Annotated in this window: 12 protein-coding genes; 3 read left to right on the top strand and 9 right to left on the bottom strand. The window is 51.4% G+C overall.

Features of this window, described 5'->3' with window-relative positions; translation table 11 throughout:
• Positions 1–29: 29 nt before the first annotated feature.
• Both EOE65_RS12175 and mpl read right to left on the bottom strand, forming a co-directional pair.
• A complete protein-coding gene (locus tag EOE65_RS12175) occupies positions 30–665 on the bottom strand; it encodes a flavin prenyltransferase UbiX (RefSeq protein ID WP_127694587.1) in 636 nt (211 codons plus the stop codon).
• Complete coding sequence (mpl, locus tag EOE65_RS12170; RefSeq protein ID WP_127694586.1) at positions 658–2,025, bottom strand: UDP-N-acetylmuramate:L-alanyl-gamma-D-glutamyl-meso-diaminopimelate ligase; 1,368 nt, start codon at positions 2,023–2,025, stop codon at positions 658–660. Before mpl ends, EOE65_RS12175 begins: the two co-directional genes overlap by 8 nt.
• A gap of 145 nt (positions 2,026–2,170) precedes the next feature.
• Here mpl and EOE65_RS12165 point away from each other — a divergent pair, with 145 nt between their 5' ends.
• Positions 2,171–3,547: an AmpG family muropeptide MFS transporter gene (locus EOE65_RS12165; RefSeq protein ID WP_127694585.1), complete on the top strand. Its 1,377-nt coding sequence runs from the start codon at positions 2,171–2,173 to the stop codon at positions 3,545–3,547.
• 75 nt (positions 3,548–3,622) lie between these two features.
• On the top strand, positions 3,623–3,844 hold the full coding sequence (locus EOE65_RS12160; protein ID WP_127694584.1) for a hypothetical protein: 222 nt from the start codon (positions 3,623–3,625) through the stop codon (positions 3,842–3,844).
• Between the two features lie 77 nt (positions 3,845–3,921).
• On the opposite strand, the gene purL is transcribed toward EOE65_RS12160, so the two are convergent.
• A complete protein-coding gene (gene purL, locus EOE65_RS12155; RefSeq protein ID WP_127694583.1) occupies positions 3,922–7,824 on the bottom strand; it encodes a phosphoribosylformylglycinamidine synthase in 3,903 nt (1,300 codons plus the stop codon).
• 94 nt (positions 7,825–7,918) lie between these two features.
• Here purL and mltF point away from each other — a divergent pair, with 94 nt between their 5' ends.
• Entirely contained in the window at positions 7,919–9,403 is a 1,485-nt protein-coding gene (mltF, locus tag EOE65_RS12150; protein WP_127694582.1) for a membrane-bound lytic murein transglycosylase MltF, read from the top strand.
• On the opposite strand, the gene tadA is transcribed toward mltF, so the two are convergent.
• The 6 genes from tadA to guaA form a co-directional block, all read right to left on the bottom strand.
• Positions 9,377–9,913, bottom strand: a complete 537-nt coding sequence (gene tadA / locus EOE65_RS12145; protein WP_276317521.1) for a tRNA adenosine(34) deaminase TadA — start codon at positions 9,911–9,913, stop codon at positions 9,377–9,379. The genes mltF and tadA overlap by 27 nt on opposite strands.
• A gap of 92 nt (positions 9,914–10,005) precedes the next feature.
• Complete coding sequence (locus EOE65_RS12140) at positions 10,006–11,010, bottom strand: CobW family GTP-binding protein (protein ID WP_127694581.1); 1,005 nt, start codon at positions 11,008–11,010, stop codon at positions 10,006–10,008.
• Positions 11,000–11,233, bottom strand: coding sequence for an LbetaH domain-containing protein (locus tag EOE65_RS18240; RefSeq protein WP_240656985.1), 234 nt, complete (start codon positions 11,231–11,233; stop codon positions 11,000–11,002). Before EOE65_RS18240 ends, EOE65_RS12140 begins: the two co-directional genes overlap by 11 nt.
• Positions 11,234–11,302: 69 nt before the next feature.
• The gene (locus EOE65_RS18235; protein WP_240656984.1) at positions 11,303–11,560 is read right to left on the bottom strand and encodes an LbetaH domain-containing protein; all 258 of its coding nucleotides are present in this window, start codon (positions 11,558–11,560) and stop codon (positions 11,303–11,305) included.
• 45 nt (positions 11,561–11,605) lie between these two features.
• A complete protein-coding gene (locus EOE65_RS12130) occupies positions 11,606–12,940 on the bottom strand; it encodes a dihydroorotase (RefSeq protein ID WP_127694580.1) in 1,335 nt (444 codons plus the stop codon).
• Between the two features lie 281 nt (positions 12,941–13,221).
• Entirely contained in the window at positions 13,222–14,802 is a 1,581-nt protein-coding gene (guaA, locus tag EOE65_RS12125) for a glutamine-hydrolyzing GMP synthase (protein WP_127694579.1), read from the bottom strand.
• Between the last annotated feature and the right edge of the window lie 77 nt (positions 14,803–14,879).

Below are 14,879 nucleotides of genomic sequence, written 5' to 3'. Positions count from 1 at the left end.
ATCCTAAAATCTAATCTATAGAGCGATGATTAAGACTGTGTGTCATCAATAAGGTTCTGCCCCCAAGGAGGCAATAACGTTTGGTCGATACCGAGCTGCGATAAGATACGCGCCACGATGAAGTCGACCATATCTTCAACGGATTCGGGGCGATGATAAAAGCCTGGGCTAGCCGGCAAAATCACGGCGCCCATACGCGTTAGCTTGAGCATATGCTCAAGATGAATTTCAGAGTACGGTGCCTCGCGGGGTACTAAAATCAGTTGGCGACGCTCTTTTAACGCAACATCGGCCGCCCGTTCAATAAGGTTGTTACTCGCACCCGTTGCAATCGCTGACAGTGAACCTGTACTGCAGGGGCACACCACCATACGGCTTGGCGCACCAGAGCCAGAGGCCACCGGCGCCATCCATTGCTCTTTCGCAAAGACCCGGATTTGCCCCTGTTGTGCGCCGTAAAGCTGGCTCAAGTGTTGCTCTAACTCGGCACTGCGGGTAGGTAACTCAACATCCGTTTCTGTTGCGGCCACCACATGAGCAGCACGGGATACCATCACCAATATCTGTACATTTGCTGCTACCAAACACTGCATGAGGCGCAAGGCATATTGCACCCCAGAAGCCCCCGTAATCGCTAAGGTTACGCGGTCAGCATAGTTATCCATGCTCACCTCCTAGGGCCTCAATAAGGCGTGAATGGATGCCGCCGAAACCGCCGTTACTCATAATCACCACATGGGATGGCGCAGCTGTTAACTCAGCTATCCTTGCAATTAGCGTATCAATATCGTTGTAAACCTGCATATTGTCTTGACCTTCAACCACCTGTTCCAAAGACCAATCTAGCCCAGCGGGCTGGTACCACAGCGTTGTATCAGCATCGGCCGCGCTGGCAGCGAGTTTGGCTTGGTGTGAACCTAAGCGCATGGTGTTAGAACGGGGTTCGATCACCGCAATGATGCGCTCATCGCCCACGCGCTTACGCAAACCTTGCAGAGTTGTTTCGATCGCCGTGGGGTGATGCGCAAAGTCGTCGTACACATTAACCCCATTGATATCTGCCAGTTTTTCCATGCGCCGCTTTACGCCACCGAAACAACACAACGCCTCGATAGCATGGTGGGGTTGTACGCCCACATTACGAGCAGCGATCACCGCCATCAAACCGTTCGCCACGTTGTGTTGGCCGGTAAGCGGCCAGTTCACTTCACCCTGCAGTTCACCGTCATGGTAGATGCGGAAGCGGCTGCCATCAGGCTGGCTTAACTCGGTATACCAATCGCCTTGCTCAGCTTCTAACGATGCCCTTACGACAGGTGCCCAAACACCCTGCTCTAACACATCAGCAACAGCGCTATCATGCGCCGGTACAATGACTTGGCCATTGCTTGGCACCAGGCGGATACCGTGATGAAACTGGCGTTGAATCGCGGCCAAATCGGGGAAGATATCCGCATGGTCGTACTCAAGGTTATTGATAACAAAGGTACGAGGCAGGTAATGAACAAATTTGGAGCGTTTATCGAAAAAGGCCGTATCGTATTCGTCTGCTTCGATAACAAAGAAGGGCGAGCCTCCCAAACGCGCCGATACTGAAAAGTTCTGGGGCACGCCACCAATCAGATAGCCAGGTTCCATACCCGCATGTTCAAGCACCCATGCGAGCATCGATGCCGTGGTGGTTTTACCATGCGTTCCCGCCACCGCCAGCACCCAACGCTCTTGCAGGACATGTTCGTTAAGCCACTGCGGACCAGAGATATATCTAATCCCCTTATCTAACACATATTCCACGGCTGGATTACCACGGGACATCGCATTGCCCACGATAACCAGATCCGGCTCAGGATCTAAGTGCTCCGGTAGATAGCCCTCCGACAGCTCAATACCATGGGCCTCCAACTGCGTGCTCATGGGTGGGTATACGTTCGCATCTGAACCCGTCACACGATAACCCAGCTCACGGGCTAAGATCGCCAGCGACCCCATAAATGTTCCACAGATACCCAAGATATGAATATGCACGCCATGCTCCTGTCATTTCGAATGGCGCTAATAATACCGGAAAGCCGCCCATTGAGCATGACGAAAAACAACACCACGACAGATCAGATTTACAACCGCCAGCGAGACAGACAGAATAGCGATCTACCCATGGAAGAGGCGAGTTATGCCAACCACAACCCAAACACCCGAGAGCTGGATCGATGCTCTTAAAGTTTATCTGCACCCACGCGCCATCACTCTGCTCTTTTTTGGTTTCTCTTCAGGGCTTCCGCTCTTGTTGGTATTTGGCACACTCTCGTTTTGGCTACGAGAGGCGGGGGTGGAACGCAGCCTGATCACCTACTTTTCTTGGGTTGGGTTAGCGTACGGCTTCAAGTGGATCTGGGCACCGCTCATTGATCAATTGGCATTACCCATACTCACCCCCTTGCTAGGGCGGCGGCGCAGTTGGCTAGCATTTTCACAAGTTGCACTGATTGCCAGTCTCGCAGGGCTCGGCATGGCCGATCCCAACGACGGCTTGCAAACGATGGCGTTGCTCGCCGTTATCGTGGCATTTAGCTCAGCGACACAAGATATCGTGATCGATGCGTACCGTATCGAATCCAGTGGCGAGCGCTTGCAAGCGGCGATGGCAGCGACCTATATGGCTGGGTATCGTCTAGCGATGATCGTAGCAGGAGCCGGAGCGCTGGCGTTAGCGGCATGGTTCAGCGTCGACTCGAGCAGCTATGACTTAACCGCTTGGCGCTATGCCTATCTCGCAATGGCGGCTTTGATGTCCATTGGTTTGATCACCACACTCATTGTTGCCGAACCTCCTGCGCCAACAAAAGATGGCAGTTTAGAAGCCCAGCGCCAACATATCGTGGCTGCCAGTCAACAGTATGCTCATCTGCCTGTGCCTATTGCTCGTTTTGTGGGCTGGGCCTATATCGCGGTGATCTGCCCTTTTGCCGATTTCATTAAACGCTATGGGAAACAAGCACTCATCATCCTAGCGCTGATCGGTACCTACCGTATCTCAGATGTGATCTTGGGGATTATCGCAAACGTCTTCTATGTGGACATGGGATTTCAAAAGCAGGATATCGCGCAGATTATTAAGATCTACGGCGTCATTATGACGATTATTGGCGCAGCGCTGGGTGGCGTGCTAGTGAACCGGATGGGCGTGATACGCGTGCTCTTTATCGGCGCATTACTCGTAGCGGCCACAAACGGCTTATTTGCTTGGCTTGCATCATTAGGCCCTGACACCCGTGCGCTCACCTTAGTTATCTCGCTGGATAACTTAGCCGGAGGGATTGCAACGGCAGCCTTCGTAGCGTATCTCTCAAGCCTAACCAACATTCAATATTCAGCTACTCAGTATGCGCTGTTTAGCTCGGTTATGTTGCTATTTCCGAAATTTATCGGCGGTTTCTCTGGCGGGTTTGTTGATAGCTTTGGCTATCAACCCTTCTTCCTAGGCGTGGCTCTGCTAGGTTTGCCTATCGCGATTCTCGTGGTCTTGGCGGGTAGAGTCGAACAAAAATAATAAATGATAATTATTATCATTTACGAATGAATCTCAATTTGATACTCTCACCTTAACAATAAGGAGAGCGAAACTATGTGTTATCAAATTGATGCATGGCTAGAACGGCCTGACCCTTACCTTCAAGTCGTCCATAAGGAGCGGAAAATTCCCGTTATTCAATGGCGGGGGCGTACTGTCAAGGAGATGATTGCAGACGGGCTGCTGTGCCCGAGTGATTTTTCCGATAGCAATGTGAATCAGCAGGAGCTACTCAAGGAGCTATTTCTGCTCTCGTGCATGGATGAGTATGCATAACGCGCAGACTAACGATCGATCTTTTTAAAGACAAACAAAAACGGCAGCCGAAGCTGCCGTTTTTCGTTGGTCTACGTTTAACCAACAAAGACGCGAGCGTTACGGAACATGCGCATCCAAGCACCATCTTCTGACCACTCAGAAGGCGCCCAGCTGTTAGTCGCTGCACGGAATACACGCTCTGGGTGCGGCATCATGATTGTCACGCGACCATCATTGGTGGTTACACCAGAGATACCCATCGGCGAGCCATTCGGGTTAGCCGGATATGTCTCGGTGACTTGACCATAGTTATCCACATAGCGCAGCGCTACTTGGCCTGAGCCTTGCAAGTTTGCCAGATGCGTTTCATCTTTAAACTCTGCACGACCTTCACCGTGAGCAATAGCGATAGGCATTTGTGAACCTGCCATACCCGATAGGAAGATCGAATTGCTCTGCTGCACTTCAACCATCGCAACACGCGCTTCAAACTGCTCAGACTGGTTACGCACAAAGTGCGGCCATGCTTCGGCGCCCGGGATCAGCTCATGCAGGTTCGATAACATCTGACAACCATTACAAACACCCAGTGCAAAACTGTCGCCGCGCTTGAAGAAGGCCTCAAACTGGTCACGTGCTACGCTGTTGAAGAGGATAGACTTCGCCCAACCTTCACCGGCGCCAAGTACGTCACCGTACGAGAAGCCACCACAGGCTACTAAGCCTTTGAACTGATCTAACGTCACACGGCCTGCCAAGATATCGCTCATGTGAACGTCAACCGCAGCGAAACCTGCACGATCAAACGCAGCGCCCATTTCAACATGGCCGTTCACACCCTGCTCGCGCACGATAGCGATGGTCGGACGCACACCCGTGTTGATGAAAGGAGCAGCCACATCTTCGTTCACATCAAAGCTCAAGTTTGCACTCAAGCCTGGATCTGCTTTATCTAACAAACGGTCAAACTCCTGTTGTGCACATTCGGAGTTATCACGCATCGCTTGAACACGGTAAGACGTTTCAGCCCACCAGCGTTGCAGTTGAACACGCGCTTCGCTGTATACTTCCTCTTCATCGAAGTGGAAGTTGATCTGATCATCTTCGTTCAAAGCACCGATCACTTTAACGATATCGCCAAGACCCGCTGCATTGAGCTCAGTAAGTACCGTTTCTAAGTGCTCACGTTTAATCTGGACAACCGCTCCAAGCTCCTCTGCAAACATCGCCGCAGCAAGCTCAGTCTTATCCGCTGCCAGCATATCCAGTTTGATATCGATACCTGTGTGGCCCGCAAACGCCATCTCAGCTACCGTTGCAAACAGACCACCGTCAGAACGGTCATGGTAAGCCAACAGCAACCCTTGCTCATTCAGCTCTTGAATCGCTTGGAAGAATGCAACCAACTGCTCTGGCTGGTCAGCATCAGGAACTTGCTGACCCACTTCGTTATAAACCTGTGCAAGTGCAGACAAGCCCAAGCGGTTTTGGCCATTACCCAAATCCAACAACAGCAGGTCAGTTTGGCCTTGGTCAGTTTTTAGCTCAGGCGTCAGTGTTTTACGTACATCGGTAACCGGTGCAAAACCTGTAATGATCAGCGACATCGGTGCTGTAACCGATTTATCCTCGCCCTCATCGTTCCATACCGTACGCATTGACATCGAGTCTTTACCCACTGGAATCGTAATACCCAGTTGCGGACAAAACTCCATACCCACCGCTTTCACCGTGTCGTAGAGTTTTTCATCTTCGCCCGGGTGCCCTGCTGCACACATCCAGTTGGCTGACAATTTGATGTCGATAATATCGTTGATGCGCGTGCCAGCTAGGTTTGTCACCGTTTCAGCGATGGCCATACGGCCAGAGGCTGGTGAATCAACCAGCGCCAGCGGTGTACGCTCACCCATCGCCATCGCTTCACCTGCATTAGTATCGAAGGCAGCGGTAGTTACTGCGCAATCCGCCACAGGTACCTGCCACGGTCCAACCATCTGGTCGCGAGCTACCATACCGGTGATGGAACGGTCGCCAATGGTGATCAAGAACGATTTAGACGCCACCGCTGGCAGTTTCATAACGCGCTCAGCGGCATCTTTTAGATCGATCTGGGTCGCGTCAAATGCAGCTACTTCATAAGCCTTACGCTCAACCGAGCGATGCATTTTTGGTGGCTTACCAAACAGCACGCTCATCGGCAGATCAACGGGGTTGTTCTCGAAATGGTTGTCGCTCAGCGTGAGGTGCTTCTCTTGTGTAGCTTCACCTACAACCGCGTAAGGGCAACGCTCACGTGCACAAATGGCTTCAAAGCGCGCTAGATCTTGCGGCTCAACGGCTAACACGTAGCGCTCTTGCGCTTCGTTACACCAGATCGCCAGCGGGCTCATACCCGGTTCATCATTGTTGACATTACGCAGCTCAAAGTTGCCGCCACGGCCGCCATCTTTCACCAACTCAGGGAAAGCATTCGATAAACCACCCGCGCCCACATCGTGGATAAACGCGATAGGGTTTTCATCACCTAGCTGCCAGCACTGATCGATCACTTCCTGACAACGACGCTCAAGCTCAGGGTTATCACGCTGCACGGATGCGAAATCCAGATCTTCAGATGAAGAACCAGAAGACATTGAGGAGGCAGCACCGCCACCTAGGCCGATCTGCATCGCAGGTCCACCTAAGCAGATCAGCTTGGCACCCACGGCAATTTCGCCTTTATCGACATGCTCGGTACGAATATTACCGAAACCACCGGCGATCATAATCGGCTTGTGATAACCACGCACCTCTTCGCCCGCAGCGCCATTAACTTGCTGCTCAAACGTACGGAAGTAGCCGTTAAGGGCCGGACGGCCAAACTCATTGTTAAATGCCGCGCCACCGATCGGGCCTTCAAGCATAATATCAAGAGCACTCACGATACGTGATGGCTTGCCGTATTGGCTCTCCCACGGCTGTTCGAAGCCCGGGATATTTAGATCAGAGACGGTAAAGCCTGTTAAACCCGCTTTTGGTTTCGAGCCTTTACCTGTTGCGCCCTCATCACGGATCTCACCACCAGACCCTGTCGCGGCACCCGGATGTGGTGCAATCGCTGTAGGGTGGTTGTGAGTTTCAACCTTCATCAGGATGGCAATCTCTTCCTGATTGTAGCTGTACTCTTTGCTGTCTGGTTTCGGGAAGAAGCGGCCTGCTGTCGTGCCGTTCATCACTGCGGCGTTATCGGAGTACGCTGAAAGAATGTTCTCGCCGCCCACCTCGTTGGTATTGCGAATCATCGCAAACAGAGATTTAGCCTGCGCTTCGCCGTCGATATCCCAAGAGGCATTGAAGATTTTATGGCGGCAGTGCTCAGAGTTTGCCTGTGCAAACATCATTAGCTCGACATCGTTCGGGTTGCGGCCCAAGCCTTGGAACGCGTCAACCAGATAGTCGATCTCATCTTCCGCTAGGGCAAGACCAAGCTCAGTGTTAGCGGCTTCAAGTGCGCTGCGGCCACCGGCTAGGATATCCACAGAGGTCATTGGCGCTGGGGCATCTTCGCGGAACAGCTGCTCGGCAGCTCCGATCTCTGGCAGCACCGCTTCAACCATGCGGTCATGCAAGATGTGAGCAGCTTTCACCTGCTGTTCACCCGTCAACTCTACACTAGCGTCCACGTAATACGCGATGCCGCGTTCCAGACGATTGATTTTGCTCAAGCCGCAATTTCTGGCAATATCGGTAGCCTTGCTTGACCAAGGTGAGATGGTGCCAGGACGAGGAACCACCAGCTGTAACAAGCCGGTAGGGTCTTGGACTTCTGCTTTTGGCCCGTAAACCAAAATGGTGGATAGCACGTTGTGCTCCGCCTCGGTTAATGCCTCGTTGAGGTCGGCGAAGTGGTAGAATTCACCATAAACTGATGTAATCTCAGGGATTTCGCTTTGTAAAGCAGCTAACAGTTTATCGTGTCGGAAGGCAGAAAGAGCGGGTGCTCCACGCATTACTAGCATGTTGATATCAAGCCTCTTAAATGAGCCAAAACAGACTGGAAAATTAAGCCGCTAGTTTACCTGAAACTGGCATATAAGTACCAGAAACCGCCTTATGTTATTTGACCTTCGCCGAAAAACAGACGTTCTACACCTACTCACCTTTATGGTGGTGTTAGCTTTGCCTGCGCTCGTCTCCTTTAACTCCATGACTCAGCTTGAAGCGATTCAAAAGAATGGCCAGCTGCGGGTTGCCACACGAAATACGCCAAGCTCCTACTTTATCGACAAAGGACAACCCGCCGGGTTCGAGTATGAACTGGCGCAGGCCTTTGCTGAGCATATCGACGTAGAGCTAGAGCTACTGGTTCCAGATACCATCACAGGCTTATTTGAGGCGGTCAAACTTCGTGATGCGCACCTTGCCGCAGCAGGTATCAATATTTCCGAGACACGCAGTGACCTTTATCAGTTCTCTGTACCCTACTCAATGAGTACATCAACAGTGATCTATCGGGAAACCCGCGGCAAGAAAGCACCTAAGACCACCGCTGATTTAGTGGGCAAAGAGCTATTGATATTGGCCGATTCGATTCAGTCAGAGCAACTACACGCCCTAAAAGAGAGCGATTACCCTGAACTGGCTTGGCACGAGACCGACGAGCTTACCAGTACCGATATTCTCGATCAGGTCTTCAATAAAAACGTCGACTACGCCATTGTCGACTCCACGATTTTTGAATCCCAAAGCTCATTTTATCCGGGCCTGAAAAAAGCGTTCACGATCGGCCAAGCACAACCTATGGCTTGGGTATTATCGCCAAATCAAGATGGCTCCATCCGTCGGGCTGTGAATAAGTTTTTGCAACTGCCAGAAACCAAAACGCTCATTACACAGCTCAAAAAGAAGTACTTTGAGCGCCGTAACCCCCTCAACTACTTCGATACGGTCACGTTTCGCCGCGATATGGAAACACGCTTACCCAAGCTTGAGCAGTACTTTTATATGGCAGAGCAAGAAACTGATATCGATTGGCAACTGCTTGCCTCCGTGGCATATCAAGAGTCCCACTGGAAAGCGGATGCGGTTTCACCCACTGGAGTAAAAGGGATCATGATGTTGACCCGTGCTGCGGCAAAAGAGGTGGGCGTCACTGATCGTACTGACCCGATCCAAAGCATCATGGGCGGTGCGAAGTACCTGACAATTGTGAAAGCGAAGATCCCCGAGCGAATCCCAGAACCTGATCGCACGTGGTTTGCCTTAGCGGGATACAATGTGGGCTTTGGTCATCTTGAAGATGCGCGTGTTTTAGCTCAACGTGCTGACAAAAACCCAGATAGCTGGAAAGATGTGCGCCAATTTCTGCCGCTGCTCTCGAAGGCGCGCTACTTTAAAACCGTTAAGCACGGCTATGCCCGTGGCCAAGAGCCGGTACAGTACGTCAGCAATATCCAGAAATATATAGAGCTATTGAAGTGGGAGAAGCAGATCGCAGCGATCCGCCGAGCAAGAGAGGAGGCTGCAAAAGCGGAACAAGAGGATGAGCTAGAGCCCGCAACACTGCTCGAGCTAGACGATATCCCCTCCGCTTTGTGATGCTTCCAACTTACGCTGCGCCTTAGCCGCTTTCTGGGCTGCGCGGCGTGCTTTAAAAAACGCGCTCAACTTGTCACTGCAAATTTCGGCGAGCACACCACCGGTTGGCTCAACCCGGTGGTTAAGCCAACCCTCTTCTAAGAACTGTTGCTGGCTCTCAATTACCCCAGCTTTAGGCTCTGTCGCACCGTAAACCAAGCGCCGTATGCGGCTGTGTACAGAAGCTCCGGCACACATGCTGCAAGGCTCTAGCGTCACATAAAGATCAGCATCGACTAAGCGGTAATTTTCAATACGCTGAGCAGCGTCTCGCAACGCGATAATCTCCGCGTGGGCAGTCGGGTCGCGACGGCTTATCGGTTGATTCCAACCTTGGCCAATCACCTCTCCATCCAAAACGACAACCGCCCCCACAGGTACCTCACCTATGGCCGCCGCCTTATCTGCCAGCTGCAAAGCTAAACGCATCCACTTTTCATCTTCGCTTTGCTGATCTTGATCTTCCGCCACGCCTTAACCTACAAATTAACACCGATTTTGCGCTGCTAAGTGTATCTCGCGCTCTGATAAATGCCCAGACTACACGACCAGAACCCCCATGTTCAGGGCGTCTCCTCAAGGCAATCCATCAACTGCATTTCGAAGCTCTCATCGAGTCTATCGGCAATCAGCTCGATGCGGCTCTCTAAGCAATCATCAAGTACAACTTCCATCAGTCCATCGGCTGTCATGTTGTAGCCAAAGACACCCTCTGTGGTGATAAAGACCGCTTTCATGCGCTCCACGCTCAAGCCCTTCAGTAAAGCGACAAGTTGGCGACGATCAAACGTTTTTTCAGGCGAAAAGCGCCAGCCCATGCTGGTAAAGCCTTCGCCCTCATTGCGTGCGCTCAGCACACCAGAGTCTGGTAGAGGCAGTTCAGAAGCAACCGGCTTACTGTGTCCATGGTGATGCACATGCTCCTTAGTAGAGTACTGCGTAGCGCCTACGAGTAGATCAAGTGATAGCTCACCAAACTGCGTAAACGTTACCTCAGCCTCTGCTCGACCATGGGTTTCGATATAATCGATCAACCGCGCCTGGTCGCCCACAGCGTATAGATCCTGCTTATTTCCCACCACCCGATCAGCGATCGCAATCTGTTGATTAAAGGTATCGTGCTCTGTGTAGCGTCGATCAGCGAGGTTACGGGCATCCACCAGCGTGATGGTTTTTTGCAGCGATAACACCTCTTGATAGTACTCAGAGTTCAGCACCGCCAGCACCTCTTTCGGATGACCAAGCCCAGTTGGCTCAATCAACAAGCGGTCGGGCTTCGCTTTGGCGAGTAGCTGGTTGAGTGCAATCTGCATTGGCAAACCCGCCGCACAGCACATGCACCCTCCCGGTACTTCGCGGATGAAAACCTGCTCTGAGTCAGCGCCCTGACCATCGAGCAGGCTGCCATCTACGCCAATCTCACCAAACTCGTTGACCAGCACTGCCCAGCGCTGATCGCTGGGCTTGCTTTTGAGTAGATGCAAAATAGCGGATGTTTTACCCACCCCGAGAAAACCCGTGATGATATTCGTTGGCACCTGAGCAACAGATTGGCCTTTAGAGCTCATTGGCGATTCTCCGGTACCCTTGTACCAGTGTATGGTTGGCAGAAACCACCGATTCTGAAAAAGCAGAAAACTCGGGTGGCACTTTCGAGATAGATGCCAAATCAAACCCTGCCCCAATATTGGTCATCGGAGGCACGTGGAAACGCTCAGGCAGATCTAATCCATCGACCACACTATTGTGACGAATGACACACCCTTCGCCAATAACCGCGTTGAACACCACGGAGTTAAAGCCGATAAAAACATCATGGCAGACCTCACAAGGGCCATGGATGATGGAGCGATGTGCGATCTATGAACGTTCACCAATCGTGACAGCAGCACCCGCTTTGGAGTGAATCACCACGCCGTCTTGGATGTTGGTATCGCGCTTGATATGGATCGCCTCCATCTCACCTTGCTCATTAACCTCATCAGCACGGATCACCGCATAAGGCCCAATGAACACATTATCTTCGATGATAACTTTGCCACAGATGATGGCGGTTGGATCAATAAATGCCGTTTCAGACACGCGCGGCATATCGCCACTTGGATTTTTTCTTAGCATAGAACTCTCATTATCATTGTCATTATATGGCGCAGCTCAGGTGAGCTAGCGCGAAAAACTCAGTGCCTGCCCAAGGTTCTGTTGAACGGCACCTTCCGTATCACGATAAGCCTGCACCCCATTAACCCAAGTGCGCTTGATACGCGCAGCAAACTCCACGCCCGCAAAAGGTGACCAACCACAGTGATAGAGGCTGTTGGCATCGGTTACCGGAGTACGCTCGCTAAAATCTGCCAATACAAGATCCGCAAAATAGCCTTCACGGATATAGCCACGTTCGTCAACACCGTAGCGAATAGCTGGATTGTGGGAGACTTTTTCAACCACCTGAGTGATTGATAAACGCCCTTTAGCAACCTGATCAAGCAAGCTCGGCAATGCGTGCTGAACCAGCGGCAAACCCGCTGGCGCTTGATCATAAGCAACCTGCTTCTCTGCCAAGGTATGTGGAGCATGGTCGGTAGCAATAATGTCGATCTGGCCGCTATGCAGTGCTTTGATCAGCGCTTCGCGATCAGATGCGGTTTTGATCGCTGGGTTACATTTAATCAAGTTACCCAGAGCCCTGTAGTCCTCATCGCAAAACCAAAGGTGGTGAACACACGCTTCGGCGGTAATCTGCTTGCCAGCAACAGGGCCAGCGGCAAACAGCGCTAGCTCTTTGGCCGTGGTGATATGCAAAACATGCAGTTGGCTAGCGTACTGTTTCGCCAGTGACACCGCATAAGAGGAGGATGCAAAACAGGCCTCAGCATCTCGGAGAACAGGGTGATCATGGATGGTTAGCTCGGGCTTATTACGTAAAAGCTGAGTACGATTTTGGCTGATCACCGGGCCACTCTCACAGTGGGTAACGATCAAGACAGGCGAGTCACGAAAGATCGCTTCGAGCGCTTGCGGCTGCTCCACCAACAAACTGCCGGTTGACGCTCCCATAAAGACTTTCACACCGCAGCAACGCCGCGGATCAAGGCGTTTAATCTCTTCAAGGTTATCTTCGGTTGCACCAAGATAGAAAGCATAGTTTGCTACCGAGTGACGCTTGGCGATGCCATATTTATGCTCCAATGCGTCCACCGTTGTTGTCGACGGGTTTACATTGGGCATCTCCATATAGCTGGTGATTCCTCCGGCAACAGCGGCGCGCGATTCACTCGCAATTGATCCTTTGTGCGTTAAGCCGGGCTCTCGGAAGTGCACCTGATCATCAATCATACCTGGCAGCAGAAAAGCCCCACCCGCTTCCACCACGTCATCATCGGATCGAGCGGTAATTGATGCTGCCACCTGCTCGATGCGCTGACCAACAATCCGTACATCTCGCTCTAGTACATCACCTTCGTTCACCACACGGGCATTTTTAATTAATGTTGCTGGCATTGCCTTGAGAACCTCCACGCAGTTAAAACAGCTTGCCATGTCGGAGCAGCAACGATCACTCAATGAAAAGCAAACTGAGACAAGGCATAAAAACACTTTAATGTTATATTATAACATTTCATATTTATAGATCTGAAACCAATAGATCTCGACTAGCGTTAGAACGGAACTCGATAAGCGTGCACTTTTTGCTCTGGTGCAACACCATTTATAAATTCAGGACACAAAAAAGCCCGCTACAGGAGCGGGCTTGGATACTTTATTCACAAATTAAGGGGTGATTATTCCCACTCAATCGTTGCCGGTGGCTTAGAGCTCACATCGTATGTCACACGTGACACGTGCGGAATCTCATTGATGATACGGCTAGATACTGTCTCCAGCAGCTCATAGGGCAAGTGAGCCCAACGAGCTGTCATAAAGTCGATAGTCTCAACTGCACGCAGCGCGATAACATACTCATAACGGCGGCCATCACCAACAACACCTACCGACTTAACCGGCAGGAACACAGCGAAAGATTGGCTAGTTTTGTGATACCAGTCTGCGTTGTGTAGCTCTTCTAGGAAGATAGCATCCGCTTCACGCAAAATATCCGCATACTCTTTTTTCACTTCACCAAGAATACGAACGCCCAAGCCTGGTCCTGGGAATGGGTGGCGGTAAACCATATCGTACGGCAAGCCTAGCTCTAGGCCGATCTTACGCACTTCATCTTTGAAGAGTTCGCGCAGCGGCTCCACCAGATCCATCTTCATATCTTCTGGCAGGCCACCCACATTGTGGTGCGACTTGATAACGTGCGCTTTGCCAGTTTTAGCGGCCGCAGACTCGATGACATCTGGGTAGATAGTACCCTGCGCCAAAAACGGCACATCTTTCAGCTTCGCAGCTTCATCATCGAACACTTCGATGAATGTATTACCGATAATCTTACGCTTGGTCTCAGGATCGTTTTCACCTGCCAGACGGCCTAGGAACAGATCTTCAGCATCCGCGCGGATCACACGTACACCCATGTTCTTAGCGAACATGTCCATTACCTGATCGCCTTCGTTTTTACGCAATAAGCCATTATCAACAAAGACACAGGTTAGCTGATCACCAATCGCTTTATGCAGCAAAGCCGCCACAACAGATGAATCAACGCCACCGGACAGGCCCAACAGAACTTTCTGGTTACCCACCTGAGCGCGGACTTTTTCGACCTGATCAGCAATGATGTTCGCAGGGTTCCATAACGCTTCTGTTTGGCAGATCTCCAACACAAAGCGCTCTAGGATTCGACCACCCTGTTTAGTGTGGGTCACTTCTGCATGGAACTGAATGCCGTAGAAGTGTTTCTCTGGATTACACATGGCTGCGATAGGTGCAGACTCGGTCGATGCGATGATACTGAAGCCCTCAGGCAGTTCAGTGACCTTATCGCCATGGCTCATCCAAACATCAAGTAACAATGCGCCATTGTTAGCGATGTGATCTTCGATACCTTCTAGCAAACGGCTTGGGCTACTTGCCAAACGTACTTTGGCGTAACCAAATTCGCGCTTCTCGGATGTTTCAACCTTGCCACCCATCTGTGCAGCCATGGTTTGCATGCCGTAGCAAATGCCGAGAACCGGCACACCCATATCAAACACGACTTCTGGCGCACGTGGCGAGTCGCCTTCAGTAACTGATTCAGGACCACCAGCTAGGATGATTCCTTTAGGGTTGAATTCACGAATGTCTGCTTCTTCCATATCCCAAGCATGGATTTCACAGTAAACACCGATTTCACGAACACGACGCGCAATAAGCTGCGTGTACTGGGAACCGAAGTCGAGAATCAGGATTCGTTGAGCGTGGATATCTTTGGTCATAACCTTTTGGTCTCTTTACTCTTGCGACCTTAGTGTCGCCGCAAAAAAAAAAGGGGGTGGAACAACATCCACCCCTC

Source organism: Neptunomonas marina (genome assembly GCF_004005935.1).
GTDB lineage: Bacteria > Pseudomonadota > Gammaproteobacteria > Pseudomonadales > Balneatricaceae > Neptunomonas > Neptunomonas marina.
This window is presented reverse-complemented; position numbering and strand designations above follow the sequence as displayed.

What these genes read in the sequence shown, in the direction of transcription:
- EOE65_RS12140 (WP_127694581.1), bottom strand. Translation starts at nt 11,010, where the DNA reads ATGAGCTCTAAAGGCCAATCTGTTGCTCAGGTGCCAACGAATATCATC.
- EOE65_RS12130 (WP_127694580.1), bottom strand. Translation starts at nt 12,940, where the DNA reads ATGCCAGCAACATTAATTAAAAATGCCCGTGTGGTGAACGAAGGTGAT.
- guaA (WP_127694579.1), bottom strand. Translation starts at nt 14,802, where the DNA reads ATGACCAAAGATATCCACGCTCAACGAATCCTGATTCTCGACTTCGGT.
- EOE65_RS18235 (WP_240656984.1), bottom strand. Translation starts at nt 11,560, where the DNA reads ATGCTAAGAAAAAATCCAAGTGGCGATATGCCGCGCGTGTCTGAAACG.
- purL (WP_127694583.1), bottom strand. Translation starts at nt 7,824, where the DNA reads ATGCTAGTAATGCGTGGAGCACCCGCTCTTTCTGCCTTCCGACACGAT.
- EOE65_RS12175 (WP_127694587.1), bottom strand. Translation starts at nt 665, where the DNA reads ATGGATAACTATGCTGACCGCGTAACCTTAGCGATTACGGGGGCTTCT.
- EOE65_RS12165 (WP_127694585.1), top strand. Translation starts at nt 2,171, where the DNA reads ATGCCAACCACAACCCAAACACCCGAGAGCTGGATCGATGCTCTTAAA.
- mltF (WP_127694582.1), top strand. Translation starts at nt 7,919, where the DNA reads ATGTTATTTGACCTTCGCCGAAAAACAGACGTTCTACACCTACTCACC.
- EOE65_RS12160 (WP_127694584.1), top strand. Translation starts at nt 3,623, where the DNA reads ATGTGTTATCAAATTGATGCATGGCTAGAACGGCCTGACCCTTACCTT.